This window comes from Klebsiella sp. JB_Kp031, from assembly GCF_040064295.1.
GTDB lineage: Bacteria > Pseudomonadota > Gammaproteobacteria > Enterobacterales > Enterobacteriaceae > Klebsiella > Klebsiella quasipneumoniae.
In genome coordinates this window covers 62411-76748 of the sequence record NZ_JBEAJW010000039.1, presented here as the reverse complement: position 1 = coordinate 76748, position 14338 = coordinate 62411, and the positions used below count along the sequence as shown (strand labels likewise).

General features: G+C 64.9%; 15 protein-coding genes. 1 reads left to right on the top strand and 14 read right to left on the bottom strand.

What is annotated here, in order from left to right; translation table 11 throughout:
- Nucleotides 1-21: 21 nt before the first annotated feature.
- Nucleotides 22-2451 carry an ATP-dependent helicase HrpB gene (gene hrpB / locus ABLV64_RS18925; protein ID WP_100098539.1) on the top strand — a complete coding sequence of 810 codons (2430 nt, stop codon included), beginning with the start codon at nt 22-24 and terminating at the stop codon, nt 2449-2451.
- 47 nt (nt 2452-2498) lie between these two features.
- Here the strand turns inward: hrpB and ABLV64_RS18920 are convergent, their stop codons facing one another.
- Genes ABLV64_RS18920 through ABLV64_RS18855 form a run of 14 tightly spaced genes read right to left on the bottom strand, consistent with a single transcriptional unit; the run spans nt 2499 to nt 14242 of the window.
- Entirely contained in the window at nt 2499-3299 is an 801-nt protein-coding gene (locus tag ABLV64_RS18920; RefSeq protein WP_348842988.1) for an A24 family peptidase, read from the bottom strand.
- 14 nt (nt 3300-3313) lie between these two features.
- Complete coding sequence (locus tag ABLV64_RS18915; RefSeq protein ID WP_064178512.1) at nt 3314-4042, bottom strand: type II secretion system protein N; 729 nt, start codon at nt 4040-4042, stop codon at nt 3314-3316.
- The gene (locus ABLV64_RS18910; protein ID WP_004204409.1) at nt 4032-4517 is read right to left on the bottom strand and encodes a type II secretion system protein M; all 486 of its coding nucleotides are present in this window, start codon (nt 4515-4517) and stop codon (nt 4032-4034) included. Before ABLV64_RS18910 ends, ABLV64_RS18915 begins: the two co-directional genes overlap by 11 nt.
- Entirely contained in the window at nt 4510-5706 is a 1197-nt protein-coding gene (gene gspL / locus ABLV64_RS18905; protein ID WP_080936175.1) for a type II secretion system protein GspL, read from the bottom strand. The genes ABLV64_RS18910 and gspL overlap by 8 nt, the downstream gene beginning before the upstream one ends.
- The gene (gene gspK / locus ABLV64_RS18900; RefSeq protein WP_004204412.1) at nt 5699-6679 is read right to left on the bottom strand and encodes a type II secretion system minor pseudopilin GspK; all 981 of its coding nucleotides are present in this window, start codon (nt 6677-6679) and stop codon (nt 5699-5701) included. The genes gspL and gspK overlap by 8 nt, the downstream gene beginning before the upstream one ends.
- On the bottom strand, nt 6676-7272 hold the full coding sequence (gene gspJ, locus ABLV64_RS18895) for a type II secretion system minor pseudopilin GspJ (RefSeq protein ID WP_048323018.1): 597 nt from the start codon (nt 7270-7272) through the stop codon (nt 6676-6678). Before gspJ ends, gspK begins: the two co-directional genes overlap by 4 nt.
- Complete coding sequence (gene gspI / locus ABLV64_RS18890) at nt 7269-7634, bottom strand: type II secretion system minor pseudopilin GspI (protein ID WP_004204415.1); 366 nt, start codon at nt 7632-7634, stop codon at nt 7269-7271. Before gspI ends, gspJ begins: the two co-directional genes overlap by 4 nt.
- Nucleotides 7631-8146 carry a type II secretion system minor pseudopilin GspH gene (gspH, locus tag ABLV64_RS18885; RefSeq protein ID WP_004204416.1) on the bottom strand — a complete coding sequence of 172 codons (516 nt, stop codon included), beginning with the start codon at nt 8144-8146 and terminating at the stop codon, nt 7631-7633. The genes gspI and gspH overlap by 4 nt, the downstream gene beginning before the upstream one ends.
- Nucleotides 8146-8568 (bottom strand): type II secretion system major pseudopilin GspG, encoded by a 423-nt coding sequence (gene gspG, locus ABLV64_RS18880; protein ID WP_004204417.1) that lies wholly within the window; start codon nt 8566-8568, stop codon nt 8146-8148. The genes gspH and gspG overlap by 1 nt, the downstream gene beginning before the upstream one ends.
- Before the next feature lie 20 nt (nt 8569-8588).
- On the bottom strand, nt 8589-9803 hold the full coding sequence (gene gspF, locus ABLV64_RS18875; protein ID WP_004204418.1) for a type II secretion system inner membrane protein GspF: 1215 nt from the start codon (nt 9801-9803) through the stop codon (nt 8589-8591).
- A gap of 1 nt (nt 9804) precedes the next feature.
- A complete protein-coding gene (gene gspE / locus ABLV64_RS18870) occupies nt 9805-11298 on the bottom strand; it encodes a type II secretion system ATPase GspE (RefSeq protein ID WP_017901153.1) in 1494 nt (497 codons plus the stop codon).
- Entirely contained in the window at nt 11295-13268 is a 1974-nt protein-coding gene (gene pulD / locus ABLV64_RS18865) for a GspD family T2SS secretin variant PulD (protein ID WP_004204420.1), read from the bottom strand. Before pulD ends, gspE begins: the two co-directional genes overlap by 4 nt.
- A gap of 9 nt (nt 13269-13277) precedes the next feature.
- Entirely contained in the window at nt 13278-14120 is an 843-nt protein-coding gene (gspC, locus tag ABLV64_RS18860) for a type II secretion system protein GspC (RefSeq protein WP_100098544.1), read from the bottom strand.
- Entirely contained in the window at nt 14105-14242 is a 138-nt protein-coding gene (locus tag ABLV64_RS18855; RefSeq protein WP_032426032.1) for a hypothetical protein, read from the bottom strand. Before ABLV64_RS18855 ends, gspC begins: the two co-directional genes overlap by 16 nt.
- Nucleotides 14243-14338 lie beyond the last annotated feature (96 nt).

Sequence of the window (14338 nt, the reverse complement as noted above, 5' to 3'; positions counted from 1 at the left end):
TGTTAACCCCCGGAGCCTTTTGTGTCCTCATTGCCGGTTGCCGCCGTCCTCCCAGAACTGTTATCCGCCCTGCAGCATGCGCCGCAGGTTTTGCTCAACGCGCCGACCGGCGCCGGGAAGTCGACCTGGCTGCCGCTGCAGATCCTCGCTGAGGGTAACATCGCGGGACGCATTATCCTGCTGGAGCCGAGGCGTCTGGCGGCGCGCAATGTCGCGCAGCGGCTGGCTGAACTGCTCGGCGAAAAGCCAGGGGAGACCGTGGGTTACCGCATGCGTGCCGAAACCTGCGTCGGGCCACAGACCCGCCTGGAGGTGGTCACGGAGGGGATCCTGACGCGCATGATCCAGCGCGATCCCGAGCTGACGGGCGTGGGGCTGGTGATCCTCGATGAGTTTCACGAGCGCAGCCTGCAGGCGGATCTGGCGCTGGCCCTGCTGCTTGATGTCCAGCAGGGGTTACGTGACGATCTCAAACTGCTCATCATGTCGGCGACCCTTGATAACGATCGCCTGCAGCGTCTGCTGCCTGAGGCGCCGGTGGTGGTCTCGGAGGGGCGCGCTTATCCGGTGGAGCGTCGCTTCAGCCCGCTCTCCGCGCACCAGCGTTTTGATGAGGCGGTGGCGATAGCGGCGGCGGAGCTCCTGCGGCATGAACAGGGATCGATGCTGCTGTTTCTGCCCGGCGTCGGCGAGATCCAGCGCGTTCTAGACCAGCTGACGGAGCGCGTGGCGGAGGATGTCATCCTCTGCCCGCTGTATGGCGCTTTGCCCCTAAGCGAGCAGCGCAAAGCGATCCTCCCGGCGCCGGCCGGGAAGCGCAAAGTGGTGCTGGCCACCAACATTGCCGAGACCAGTTTAACCATCGAGGGCATCCGCCTGGTGGTCGACACCGCCCAGGAGCGCGTTGCCCGCTTTGACCCGCGCACCGGCCTGACCCGGCTGGTGACGCAGCGCATCAGCCAGGCATCGATGACCCAGCGCGCCGGACGCGCCGGTCGTCTCTCCCCGGGGATCTGCCTGCATTTGCTCGGCAAAGAACAGGCCGAACGAGCGGCGGCGCAGAGCGAACCGGAGATCCTGCACAGCGATCTGTCGGCGCTGTTGCTGGAGCTGCTGCAGTGGGGTTGCCACGATCCGGCCGCGCTGGCCTGGCTGGATCAGCCGCCGGCGGTGAACCTGGCTGCCGCGCGCCGCCTGCTGGAGGCGCTCTCGGCGCTGGACGGCGAGCGGCTGTCGGCGTTTGGCCGCAAAATGGCCACCCTCGGCAACGAGCCCCGGCTGGCGGCGATGCTGGCCGCTGCGCAGACCGATGACGAGGTGGCGACGGCGGCCAGGCTGGCGGCGATCCTTGAGGAGCCGCCGCGCGGCGGGCTGGTGGATTTGGGCGCCGTCTTTTCCCGTCAGCAGGCCAACTGGCAGCAGCGCGCGCAGCAGCTGATGAAGCGTCTGGCCTGCCGCAGCGGCCAGCCCGATGCGGGACGAATGGCTGCGCTCCTGGCGTCGGCCTTCGCCGACCGCATCGCCCGCCGCCGCGGTCAGGAGGGACGCTATCAGCTGGCGAACGGTATGGGCGCGATGCTGGACGCCGACGACGCGCTGGGCCGCCATGAGTGGCTGATCGCTCCGCTGCTGCTGCAGGGCAGCGCCTCACCGGATGCCCGCATGCTGCTGGCTCTGCCGGTGGATATCGGCGAGCTGATCGCCGCCCGTCCCGAGCTGGCGCAGCGTTCCGACACGGTGGAGTGGGATGAAGCGCAGGGGACGCTGAAAGCCTGGCGGCGGACGGTGACGGGCCAGCTGGTGATCAAGACCCAGCCGCTGGCGAAGCCCTCTGAGGCGGAGCTGCATCAGGCGATGCTCAACGGGATTCGTGAGAAAGGCCTCGGTGTGCTCAACTGGACGCCAGAGGCCGAGCAGCTGCGGCTGCGGCTGCAGTGTGCGGCGCAGTGGCTGCCGGAAGAGGCGTGGCCCGCGGTGGATGACGCTTCGCTGCTGGCCTCGCTGGAGGCATGGCTGCTGCCGCAGATGAACGGCGTTCACTCGCTGCGGGCGCTGAAGGCGCTGGATCTGCGGCAGGCGCTCCAGGACTGGCTGCCGTGGCCGCTGCGCCAGAAGCTGGATCGCGAGCTGCCGACGCACTATACCGTGCCGACCGGCAGCCGTCTGGCGATCCGTTACCATGCGGAGAACCCGCCGGCGCTGGCGGTGCGTATGCAGGAGATGTTCGGCGAGGCCACGACGCCGGTTATCGCCGAGGGGCGAGTGCCACTGGTGCTGGAGCTGCTGTCGCCCGCTCAGCGTCCGCTGCAGATCACGCGCGATCTTAGCGCCTTCTGGCAGGGGAGCTACCGTGAGGTACAGAAAGAGATGAAGGGACGCTATCCGAAACACGTCTGGCCGGACGATCCGGCCAACGCCGCCCCGACCCGACGCAGCAAAAAATATTCGTAGCCCCAGGCGCCGGGCGGCATTCTGCCCGGCCAGTCGAACCACTCACGCTAGACCATCTGCTGCCAGAGAAAAACGCCCCCTCCCGCCAGCGCCAGCCAGGGGCCGAAGGCCAGCGGCTGCTGCAGCGACTGCCTGGTCCACAGGCGCTGCAGCAGGGTCCACGTCAGGCCGCTGGCCGAGGCGAACAACAGCACCTGCGGCAGAGCCTGCCAGCCGCACCAGGCGCCCAGCGCCGCCAGCAGCTTAAAATCGCCATAGCCCAGAGCCTCTTTGCCGGTCAGCAGGCGGAACAGCCAATAAACCGACCACAGCGCCAGATAACCAGCCATCGCTCCGGCGACCGCGTCCGGCAGCGCAATGTACACCTCGTTAAGATTAAACAGCAGTCCGGCCCACAGCAGGGGCAGGGTCAGGCGATCGGGCAGCAGCTGGGTCCGGGCATCAATCCGCGCCAGTATCAGCAGAAAGGAGAGCAGCACCAGGCCGCCCGCCAGCGCCAGTCCCGGTGCGAGCAGCGCCCCCGCGAGGATAAACAGCAGGCCGGTGGTCAGCTCGGTCAGCGGATAGCTCCACGAGATGCGCGCCTGACAGCAGCGGGCGCGACGGCCTAGCCAGAGGAAGCTGAGCAGCGGGATATTGTCCCGCCAGGCGATCGGCTGGCGACACTGCGGACAGGATGAGCCCGGCGTGCTGAGGGTTAGCGGCTCGTCGTCCGCGGTCTGGGCCAGCATGCGCGGCAGACGGTAGATCACCACGTTGTAAAAGCTGCCCAGCGCCAGGCCGAACAGCAGCAGAAAGCCATACCAGACAAGGGGGAAATGCAGCGATAATGCGGCTAATGTCTTCATTTTTGCTCCTTTAATCACCATTTTCCCTGCAGCTGCCACGGCGTCGGGCCCGGGTCGTTTTTGGCCATCGGGCGGGTGACCAGCAGCGCCAGCAGGGGCGGTATCCCCTGCCTGGGCTGTAGCGTACCGTGAAACAGATAGCGGCCATCGGGCGACAGGGTGCCCTCGCCGCTGAGGCTCAGCTGATGAGAATCCTGGCGGATGGCCAGCGCCACGGCGCCGGTCGCCGTACAGCTTAAGGTGCCACTGACCTGGGCTAACTCCAGGCTACCGACCGGAGAGTGCAGCCTGGCCTGACGCCACAGCGCGCGTCCGGCGGTGATTTGCCGACAGCGCCCCTCGCTGAAGTGCGCTTCGGCCAGGCTGAAAGTAACCTCTCCCTCGGCGCTGACGGGCATGGTCGGCGTTAGCCAGCGACCGAGCAGGCTGGCGGGGGCGGTGAGCCGTCCCTCCTGCAGGCGCAGATCGCGGATGCCCCACAGCCGGGCCTGACCCTCCACGCCGCGGGGATCGCTGAGCGCGATCTGCCAGCCAGCCAGGGTGAGTGACCACGTCAGCCGCTCAAGCCGTTCGCCGCGCCAGGAGACTGACTGCGCCGCGCCGCGCCAGATGCTGCCGCTGAGGTTGGCCACCTGTACCTCGGGCGGCAGCATCGGGACTAACAGACGCGCCGGGGCTGTGGCGGTCAACCACAGCAGATAGAGCGCCAGCAGTAGCCCAACCGCGAACCCGTTAGCTTTCATCGTCGCGCTCCAGCAGCAGATGGTTGACCGTGACCCAGCCCGGCCGCGACGGCTGTGCGGTTACGGATAGCGAGACCGCGTTGACGCCGCGCATCGCCGGGGCGTCCAGCCAGTCCATCAGCGCCTGAAAGGCGCAGGGCTGAAGGGTGACCTGAAGACGTTTTCCCTGCGGCTGCAGACGAACGACTTCCAGCCCGTGGCTCGCCGCCTCGCGCATCACCAGCGCGGTGAGCGCCTCTTTTGCCGCCGGCGCGGGCTGCTGGCTGAGCTGCTGCAGGCGCGGCCCCTGCTGCGTCATCCAGCGCAGGCTGGCCTGTTCTTTCACCAGGGTTTGCCGCCACTGCGCCTCGCGGGCTCGCCAGGGCTGCCACAGCCCGTACCAGAGGGCGCACACCACCAGCAGCCCCGCGAGTCCGAGCAGCAGGCGCTGCTCCGACGGCGTGCGCTGCCGCCACCAGATAAACAGATTAGCCATCGTTTTCCTCCAGCGTCAGTTGTCCTTCAATGCCATCCGGTTTCGTGCTCATGTCGCCTGGCCGGACGCGAAACCGCGGCTGCGCCCGCTGGGTGAACTGCTCCAGCGCCAGGGAAGAGGCCGCGGCGATATCCAGCTGCAGACGGTTGGCCGCGGCATCCCAGCTCAGCGCCCGCAGGCGGATCCCCGGCGTTTCGCTGATGATGTTCTGCAACGCGCTGAGGCGGTCGACGAGGGGGGCATGCTGCGCCTGACGGGCGAGGGTTTGCAGATGCTGCTGCATCTGCAGTCGCGGGTTAATCACCTTTTTCTCCGTAGGAAACCAGCGATGATAGTAGGCCCGGCTGGCCTGCTGGGCCGCCTCGGCCTGGCGCGCCAGATCGCGATGATCCAGAACGCTATTCACCGCCGCCAGCAGCGCCAGGGCCAGCGCGGCATACCGAGCCGGACGCCAGCTCCCCTGCGCAGGCTGCCGACGGCGGATGGCAAACTCTCCCTGCAGCAGACTGAGCTTCTGCGCCGCCGGATGATTTGCGGCGAGGGAGAGCAGCGTCTGCGCAGGCTGCGCGCGCCACGCTCCCGGCGCCGCGGGCGGCGGCGAATAGCTGTCGATGACGTGCTCTTCCGCCTCGCCCTGCAGCAGCTCCGCCAACCAGGAACTTTCCGCCGCCATGCCGCTCCATGGCTGGTGGCGGATCAGCCACTGCTCGTCCACCTGCACCGCGCTCCACGCCGGCGGTTGCCAGGGCAGGGCGAGCACATCGGGCGTCAACGCCAGGGGCCGTAGGGAGAGCGACTCGCAGCGCGCCATCCAGTCGCGCATTTTTTGCCGCTGCACGGCGACGATCTCGCACTGGGCCTGCTGGCGGTGGAGCAGGGCAAAATGGGTGGCTTCCACATCGTCGGCCAGCTGCTCTTCCAACAGGAACGGGGCCACCTGCAGCGGCGGTTTACGCAGGCCCGCCGGCAGGCTGAGGGGGTGAAACGCGCAGTCGCTGGCCGGGATCAGCACCCAGGCTGGATAATGCGCCGCCAACGCCGGGAAAGGGCTGGCGTCGTCAGCCGGCCACCGGCCGCGGGCTTCGTGATGCGGATCGCCGGGGGCGAAGAGTTGCCAGTGCAGCGGCGCCTGCCCGGGGGCGAAGCGCACGATCAGCATGGCCTGGGGGGAAGCGTTAAACTTATTCATCAACCACCATAGAAAGTCCGTATCGCCGCTGGACGACGGTAAAGGCGCGCCCCTCCTGTTGCAGGACGCTGTGCAGCTGAAAGCGAAGGTTGCCGGTCACCACGGTGAAGGCGGCGATAAAGCGTGTGCTGCGCACCGTCAGCCAGGGGCGGGCGAGCGTGGTATCGGTTTTCTGCAGCGTAGGCTGCGCGAGAAACGCGGCGACGCTGCTCCATCCGGTTCGCGGGCGGTTGTGCAACAGCTGTTGCGCCTCCTGCAGCGTCAGATCGCCGGGAAAGAGGGCCACCAGCAGGGCGGCCTGGGAGGGCCGCAGGGTGTTGACATTGACCTGCAGCGCGTCATCCGGCTGGACGCAGACGAAGGGGAGCAGGCGCTGATAGAGCGCGGCGTCCATACCGGCCAGCAGGCGCAGCTCGCTGACGTCCTGCATCGGCTGGTTGGCGGCGAGATAGCCCGGGGTTTGCGCCATATAAACCTCGTCCTCCGCCCCGTTCAGTCGCGGCTGGCCGTCGCTGTCCGTCCAGTCGCCGAGGGCGGCGGCGATCTGGCTGGCGCGCAGCGGCGATTCGCCGAGCAGCGCCAGCAGCCGGACGAAGACGTCGGTCGGGTAGGGCGTTTCGCCGCTGGTCTCATCCGCGCGATGGTTGATGGCATTGAGGTTAAAGCAGGCGTGCCCGTCGCGGATCGTGGCGAGGATTTCGCCATCGTCGAGGGTAAAGCGGCGTCCCTCCTGCGCCCAGGTTTGCGCCAGGTTCGTTTGACTGGGCGAGTCCAGCGCGTCGCGTTGCAGCAGCGCGGCGGCCATGTTTTCCGCCGCCAGGGCGTACCATCTGGCCTGCAGATTATCGAGGGTCACGGCGGTGTGTTGATACATGACCGAGGTGCGTTCGGTCATGGCGCTGGCGAGGATCATCATCAGGGCGAGGATGAACAGCACCATCAGGAGCGCGACGCCGCGTTGCCGATTTTTCACTGGCCGCCCCCCGGGGTAAGTAAAAACAGGCGGGTTATCTCCCCGCTGTTCGCCAGGGTCAGGGTGATCTCCAGCCCCTGCGGCAGCGTCTGAGGGCGGTCCCAGGTCTCCTGCCAGCGCCCGTCGGCATAAAACCGCAGGCGAAACGCCGTCACCTCGCGCAGCAGCACCCGGACCGTCGGCTGGCTCCCGGTCAGCGGATCCTGCTGATCGAAGCTCAGCCTTTCAAGCTGCTGCTGGCGCAGGCGGTAGCTGACGTTCTGGATCTCCGAGCGCGGGAGGATCCCCAGCGGATTCGGCCAACCGCTGCGGCTGAAGGCCAGCCCCCAGTCATCGCTCTGCAACTGAAAACGTCCGGCAAAGAAAAGCGTGTCGCTGTTTCTGGCGCGACGAGGAATGATGTGCGTGACATCGTCGGCTATCTGGCGAAAAGCGCGCTGGAGGGCGGCGATCTGCTGGCTCTTCTCGCGGGTGAGGCCATCGGCGCGGATGACGTTCTGCAGCACCATCACGGCGGCGGCGCTGAGGACGGCGAGGATAGCCAGCGCCAGCAGCGTTTCAATCAGGGTGAAACCGCGCATTTTCGTTATCATGGCGGCGTCACCCAGGTGCGCAGAGTCGCCAGCGGCGCGGGATCGCTTTTTTGCCGCCGGACCTCCACGTCCAGCGCCCGCAGCTGCGGCAGCGCGGTTTCCACCCCCTGCCAGCGGACGAACCAGCGCGTCCCGGCGGCCTCCACGGTGGTTTCAGACCAGCTGAGGGCAGGCCAGCGTTTCTCCAGCCGCAGCTGCACCAGCTGATTATCCGCCAGCCAGCTGGCGAGGATTTTCTCTTCCATACGCCCGAGCTGCCGCGTCTGCTGCAGGGTGGATTGCATCACCGCCAGGCCGGCGAGGGCGAAAATCACCAGCGCGACCATCACTTCGATAAGCGTCATTCCGCTCTCGCGTTTCATGGCTGCTCCCGCGCCGCCAGCGGCTGACTGTCGCCCTGGGCGTCGATGTTGATGCCCGTCGCGGCGTCAATCCGCAGCTGAAACGGGGTGACTTCGCCGCCGGGAAAGATGATCACGTCGGGCTGCTCGCCCGGCGTCCACGCCTGGCCGTTGGGAAAGCGCAGCGTCAGCCTGGCACGCGGGAGGGTTTCCGCCGTGGTGGCGCGCCCGGCCTGCAGCGGAAGCCACTGCGCGTTGCCCCAGCGGTCGTCAGCCGCCGCCGGGGCGCCTTCGTCGGCAGGCTGCAGGCGCATAAACTGCCAGCGGTCAGGGTGGATAACGATCCCGAAGAGCTGGCCGGTTTGCTGCCCGCGCTCGCGGACAAAATCCAGCTGCGCCTGAAAGCGCGCCAGGATCTGCGTGGCCTCCTGGGTGCGGGCGGAGGGAAACGCCAGCAGCACCATGCTGGCGCTGACGCCGATCAGCAGCAGGACCAGCATCATTTCCAGGAGGGTGAAACCGCGCTGAGACACTATTTCTTCCCGAGGGTCCAGTTGCCGATGTCGTCATTGGTGTCGGGCATCCCGTCCGGGCCGACGCTGAAGACGTCGATGGCACCATGCTGACCGGGGCTTAACAGCTGATACTCATTTCCCCATGGGTCCTGCGGCAGGCGGCGGATATAGCCGCCTTCCGGGTAGTTGCGGGCATGCGGCTCGACGGCCGGGGCGGTCACCAGCGCCTGCAGACCCTGTTCGGTATTCGGGTAGCGGCTGTTGTCCAGCTTATACATGTCCAGCGCCCCCTCAAGCGCCACCAGATCGCTGACCACCTTCTGGCGGTCCGCTTTCTCCTTGTTGCCCATCAGGTTAGGTACCACCAGGCTGGCGAGGATGCCGAGAATGACGATCACCACCATAATTTCCAGTAACGTGAAGCCGCGTTGCCGTTGCATAGTTTTCTCCATTAATACAGTCACATACTCATAAGGGTATTCAGTTGCAGGATCGGCTGCAGGATGGCCAGCACGATAAACAGCACCATGCCGGCCATGGTGACCACCAGCAGGGGTTCAAACAGGCTGAGAGACATCTGGATCTGCGCGCTCAGTTCCCGGTCCTGGTTCTCCGCCGCGCGCTCCAGCATGGCGGTCAGCTCACCGCTCTGTTCGCCGCTGGCGATCATGTAGCGCATCATCGGCGGAAACAGCGCCGTGGCCTCCAGCGCGCGATGCAGGCTGACGCCTTCGCGCACCGACTCGCTGGCGGTCTCCAGCTGGCTGCGCGCCCAGGCATTGCTGAGAACGCCCGCGCTGATGCGCATCGACAGCAGCAGCGGCACCGCGCTGGCGTTGAGAATGCTTAAGGTGCGGGCGTAGCGCGCGCTGTTGACGCTGCGCGTCACGCGGCCGATGACCGGCAGGCGCAGCAGCGCCCGGTCCCAGGCGAGCCGCCGGGCAGGCTGGCGCAGCAGATAGCGCAGCCCCAGCAGCGCCAGTAACGACAGCAGCACCAGCCAGGGGCCCGCGCTGCGCACCATGTCGCTCAGGCTCATCAGCAGCCGGGTAGAGAAGGGCAGAGCCTGTTTAAGATGGACAAACTGCTCGACGACTTTCGGCACCACGGTGGAGAGCAGAATGGCGATCACGCTGATGGCGACCAGCGTCAGCACGATGGGGTAGATCATCGCCTGCAGCAGGCGGGCGCGAAGCTGCTGGCGCTGCTCGGTATAGTCCGCCAGCCGATTCAGCACGCCGTCGAGATGGCCGGAGGTTTCGCCAGCCGCCACCATGGCGCAGAACAGGCCGTCGAAGCAGGCGGGATAGCCGCGCATCGCCTCCGCCAGCGAATGGCCTTCGAGCACTTTGCTCCGCACCCCGGCCATTAACGTTCTCAGCGGCGCCTTTTCGCACTGTTGGGCGACGGCATCGAGCGCTTTCTCCAGCGGAATGCCGGCGGCGACCAGGGTGGCCAGCTGGCGAGTGAGGAGGGCTAAATCACCGGCGCTGGTGCGCCGGGTAAGGAGCCCGCCGCGCCACAGCCGGCTCGCCGGGTCGGCGGCGGCCACTTCCAGCGCCAGCCAGCCTTTGTCCCGCAGCAGCTGGCGGGCGTGGCGGGCGGAGTCGGCTTGTTGAACGCCGCGGCGGGTTTTGCCCTGCGCGTCCAGCGCCTGATAGCGAAACAGGGCCATCTCAGACGCTGTCCGCCGTTTGCTGTTCGGTGACCCGCATCACCTCCTCCCAGCTGGTGATCCCCGCCAGCGCTTTATCGCGCCCGGCATGGCGCAGGGTCTGCCAGGCCGGCCCCAGCTGCTGGATCAGGGTGATCTCATTTTCGCCGCGGTGGATGGCGGCGCGGACGCGGTCGTCGATCGGCAGCAGCTCGTGAATGCCGGTGCGTCCGCGATAGCCGGTGAAATTACACCGGGCGCAGCCTTTTGGCCGCCACAGCGGCGTGCCGGTCGGGACCGCCATCTGCCGGGCGGTGTCGGCATCCGCCTGCGTGGGCTGACGGCAGTGCGGGCACAGTTGGCGCACCAGCCGCTGCGACATCACCGCCAGCAGCGACGTGGAGAGTAAAAAAGGCTCCACGCCCATATCCTGCAGACGGGAAATAGCGCCCAGCGCGCTGTTGGTGTGCAGGGTCGACAGCACCAGGTGGCCGGTGAGCGAGGCCTGAACGGCGATCTGGGCGGTTTCGCCATCGCGGATTTCGCCCACCAGCACCACGTCCGGATCCTGGCGCAGGATGGCGCGCAGGCCGCGGGCGAAAGTCATCTCGACTTTGGCGTTGACCTGAGTCTGGCCGATGCCCTCCAGCTCATACTCCACCGGATCTTCAATGGTCATGATGTTGCGCTCCCGGGCGTCGAGGCGGCTGAGGGCGGCGTAGAGCGTCGTGCTTTTCCCGGATCCGGTCGGCCCGGTGACCAGAATGATGCCGTGTGGCCGGGCGATCAGCGCGTCGACCTGGTCGAGCAGGGCGGGGGGCATGCCCAGCGTCAGCAGATCCAGGTTGACGCTGTTTTTGTCCAGCAGGCGCAGCACCACGCGTTCCCCATGGCTGGAGGGCAGGGTGGAGACGCGCACGTCTATCGCCCGCCCGCCGATGCGCAGCGCCATACGGCCATCCTGGGGAACCCGTTTTTCCGCAATGTCCAAGCTCGCCATCACCTTGATACGCGAAATTAACAGCGCGGCCAGCCGCCGCTGCGGGCGGAGAATTTCCCGCAGCACGCCGTCGACGCGAAAGCGGATCTGCAGATGGCGCTCATAGGTTTCGATATGGATATCGGAGGCTTTCTCTTTGATAGCCTCGGTGAGCATGGCGTTGATCAGACGGATAATCGGCGCATCGTCCTCGCTGTCGAGCAGATCGTCGGTATCCGGCAGCTCTTCGGCGAGGGTATAGAGGTCAAGCTCATTGCCGATGTCGGCCATCATCCGGTGCGCTTCCGCCGAGTCGCGCTGATAGCTGAGCACCAGCGCTTTCTCGAACGCGTCCGGCGCCAGACGGCTGACGCTCATCGGCCCGTCCGCCAGGCGGCGCGCTTCCAGCAGCGCCCGGGCGGCGGTGTCCGCGCGGCACAGCGCTTCGCAGCGTTCGCCGTCGCTCAGCAGCACCAGATGGTGCGCGCGGGCCCAGGCGAAGGGCAGCAGCGGACGGCGTTCGGCGGCTGGCGTCATAGGCGGCCTCCGAGGTTAAAAGCGTCAATGGCGGCGCTGACCTGGCGGAAGGCCTGGGTCTCCTGCTGCGGGTAGATGTGCAACAGATCGTTGCTGAGCGATGCTTCGCTGCTCTCTTTGCCCCGCTGTTTGGTTTGCGCATCGTTGAAGGCGGTGTACTGGCCGGAAGAGGCCTGGCGGTACTCATCGCGGTCGCGAATAATGGTCGGGCGGATAAACAGCATCAGGTTGCGCTTCGACACTTTCTTGCTGTCGGAGCGGAACAGCGCGCCGATCACCGGGATGTCGCCGAGCAGCGGCACTTTGTCGGCGGTATCGGTGACGCTTTTATCCAGCAGCCCGCCAACCACCACCGTTTCGCCGCTGCCGACCAGCACGGCGTTATTCACCGTCCGGGTATTAAAGGTCGCTCCGAGATCGCTGCTGGTGCTGGAGGCCGAATCGGCGACGCTCGATACTTCCTGCTCAATCTCCAGCAGCACGGCATCGCCTTCGTTAATCTGCGGCTTCACCTTCAGCTTAATGCCCACGGTTTTGCGCTCGACGGTATTAAAGATGTTGTCGCCGGAGGTGGTTTGCGAGCCGGTTAACACCGGGACTTCCTGGCCGACGTTGAAGGTGGCTTGCATATTGTCGAGAGTGACGATGCTGGGGGTGGCCAGAATATCGTTCTTGGTACTGCTGGAGAGGGCGGTCAGCAGCATCGCCCAGTTCCCCTGATAGAAACCGGCGGCGATACCGTTAAACGAGCCGAGGGCGCTGGCCAGCGAGCTGCTGATGGTGCCGTCTTTGTTGTACTGGTTGGCGCCGGCGATGACGCTGGATATCGGCAAACCGCTGTTGGTGAACTGGGTCATGCCGGCGTTTTTATTGGCCCACTGGATACCGAGATTGAGGCCGTCGGCATCCTGCACTTCGGCGATAATCGCCTCCACCAGCACCTGCGGGCGGCGGATATCCAGCTGGGCGATCACTCGCTCCAGATCGTTCATCACGTCCGGCGCGGCGGTGACGATCAGGGCGTTGGTCTGGCCGTGGGCTTTGATAATGATATTTTTATCGATCGCGGCCACCGGTTTGGCACTTTGCTTATCGTTCTGCAACGAGCTGCTGATCCCGGTCAGTACCTCCACCAGATCGGCGGCTTTGGCGTACTTCAGGTAGATCACTTTGGTGTTGCCCTGCACCGCCTGCTGGCGGTCGAGCTGTTTGATCATGGCGATAATGCGCTGGCGCGAGTTTGGCTCGCCGCTCACCAGCACCGAGTTGGTACGCTCATCGGCCACCACGTTCGCCACCATCGATCCCGGCAGCGCCGATTTGCTGGTGTCTTTATTGAGTTCGGTAACCAGTTTGACCACCTCCGCGGCGGAGGCCCAGGAGAGAGGCACGGTCACCACGCTGCGATCCCCGGCGTTGTCGACGCGTTCGACAATAGTCAGCAGGCGTTTGATGACCGCCGCGCGGCCGGTCATCAGCAGGACGTTGGAGGGTTCATAATGGACCACGCTGCCGGCGCCAGCGTTATCGTTCAGCTGGCGGAGCAGCGGCGCGAGATCGCGGGCGGCGACGTTGGTCAGGGGCACCACCCGGGTGACGACCTCATCGCCTTCGCCCGGCGCGGCCTCGCTGGCGACCGGAACGGCCGAGGTCTTGGCGTCTTTAGCGCGGACCACCTTCAGCACGCCGTTATTCATATTAATCACGGCGAAGCCGTATACATCCAGCACGCTGAGGAAGAATTGATAATATTGCTCTTCATTGAGCATATCGTAACTGCGCACGGTGATAGTGCCGCGTACGCTGGGATCGATAATCACCGTTTTATTCAGGTTTTTGCTGACGGTATTGATAAATTCCTGGATATCGGTGCCTTTAAAACTGGCGGAAAATTCCTCCGCGGCGGCCGGGGAAAATAGCAGCGGGGTTAATATCAGCAGCGCAGGCAGCATTTTTCGCAGGCGTTTCATGGTTGGCAATTATTCATCCCCCAGGGCGAAAGCAATATCGTGTCGTTGGCCTTCCCGCTCAACGGTTAGCGTTATTTCGGTCATGTCGGCCAAATTCTGCAGCGCCTGTTGCGCTTGTTCCTGATCGCGTAAATCGATGCCATTTAAGGCAATCGCCAAATCATTTGCCTGTAGGCCGGCCTGGCGAAACAGCGAGGGGTCTTTGCCAGGATTAAGTCGATAGCCCTGCAGTTTGTCGCCGCTGAGTACCGGCGAAATCGTTAAATACGTGAGGATATTTTGCGGCTGCTCGCGGAGTCGCTTCATCAGGGGCGGACGGGGCGCGGCGGCGGGCGATGACGACGGCGCGCGGGTATCGTTAAATAATAAAATGGCCTCCTGGCGCCCCTGATAGTTGACGATGATCCGGTCTGGCAGGATGGCAGCGATCTGCGCATCGTACCCCGGGGTGGTATCGCCGACGCTAAGGCTAACCTGCTGATTTTCCTTTTCAATAATCGCGATGGATCGCGCCGGGTTGCTGCTGGCGAGCAGCCCGGCCAGACGTAGCTTCAAGCTGGAAACCGGCACCTGATTGAGGCTGGTGGCCGCCGCTGGCGCGGGGGGGTTTTTAGCCGCCAGGCCAAACAGGGTAAATGCGGGCCGCACGTTTTTTAATTCCGGATCTGCCGCCGGAGGCATGGTTAACGGTAGGGCGGAAATATCCTCAGGACTCACAGGGAATACCACCCGCCAGGTTAATTTCGCCAGCTGCGGAATGGCGGTTATTAATATGATGAGCGTCACAATTTGGGGTAATAATTTAATTATCCCTTTATTTATATTTGTTAACCCCATCACAGAAACTGGCATTTTAATTCCTTTGCTAATTTATTTTTCTGCACGCTGGCGTAATACCCTACCGAAACAGGTAGGTGATTATTGGCTTTTGAATGAATTATTGCCGGAGAGTGGCGATAAGCGTGGCGAATCATAATCAGTTTGCGGTTTGCGGTCGTCATTCCCTTTATTCATTTACTCCCCCGGCTTCCTACGCCCCCCTCTCATTTGTGGGGGATGATTGCGCCTGG

Bases quoted from the DNA above. Each gene is read 5' to 3' on its own strand.
- ABLV64_RS18920 (WP_348842988.1), bottom strand. From the start codon at position 3,299: ATGAAGACATTAGCCGCATTATCGCTGCATTTCCCCCTTGTCTGGTAT.
- ABLV64_RS18915 (WP_064178512.1), bottom strand. From the start codon at position 4,042: ATGAAAGCTAACGGGTTCGCGGTTGGGCTACTGCTGGCGCTCTATCTG.
- ABLV64_RS18910 (WP_004204409.1), bottom strand. From the start codon at position 4,517: ATGGCTAATCTGTTTATCTGGTGGCGGCAGCGCACGCCGTCGGAGCAG.
- gspL (WP_080936175.1), bottom strand. From the start codon at position 5,706: ATGAATAAGTTTAACGCTTCCCCCCAGGCCATGCTGATCGTGCGCTTC.
- gspJ (WP_048323018.1), bottom strand. From the start codon at position 7,272: ATGATAACGAAAATGCGCGGTTTCACCCTGATTGAAACGCTGCTGGCG.
- gspI (WP_004204415.1), bottom strand. From the start codon at position 7,634: ATGAAACGCGAGAGCGGAATGACGCTTATCGAAGTGATGGTCGCGCTG.
- gspG (WP_004204417.1), bottom strand. From the start codon at position 8,568: ATGCAACGGCAACGCGGCTTCACGTTACTGGAAATTATGGTGGTGATC.
- gspF (WP_004204418.1), bottom strand. From the start codon at position 9,803: ATGGCCCTGTTTCGCTATCAGGCGCTGGACGCGCAGGGCAAAACCCGC.
- gspE (WP_017901153.1), bottom strand. From the start codon at position 11,298: ATGACGCCAGCCGCCGAACGCCGTCCGCTGCTGCCCTTCGCCTGGGCC.
- pulD (WP_004204420.1), bottom strand. From the start codon at position 13,268: ATGAAACGCCTGCGAAAAATGCTGCCTGCGCTGCTGATATTAACCCCG.
- gspC (WP_100098544.1), bottom strand. From the start codon at position 14,120: ATGCCAGTTTCTGTGATGGGGTTAACAAATATAAATAAAGGGATAATT.
- ABLV64_RS18855 (WP_032426032.1), bottom strand. From the start codon at position 14,242: ATGATTCGCCACGCTTATCGCCACTCTCCGGCAATAATTCATTCAAAA.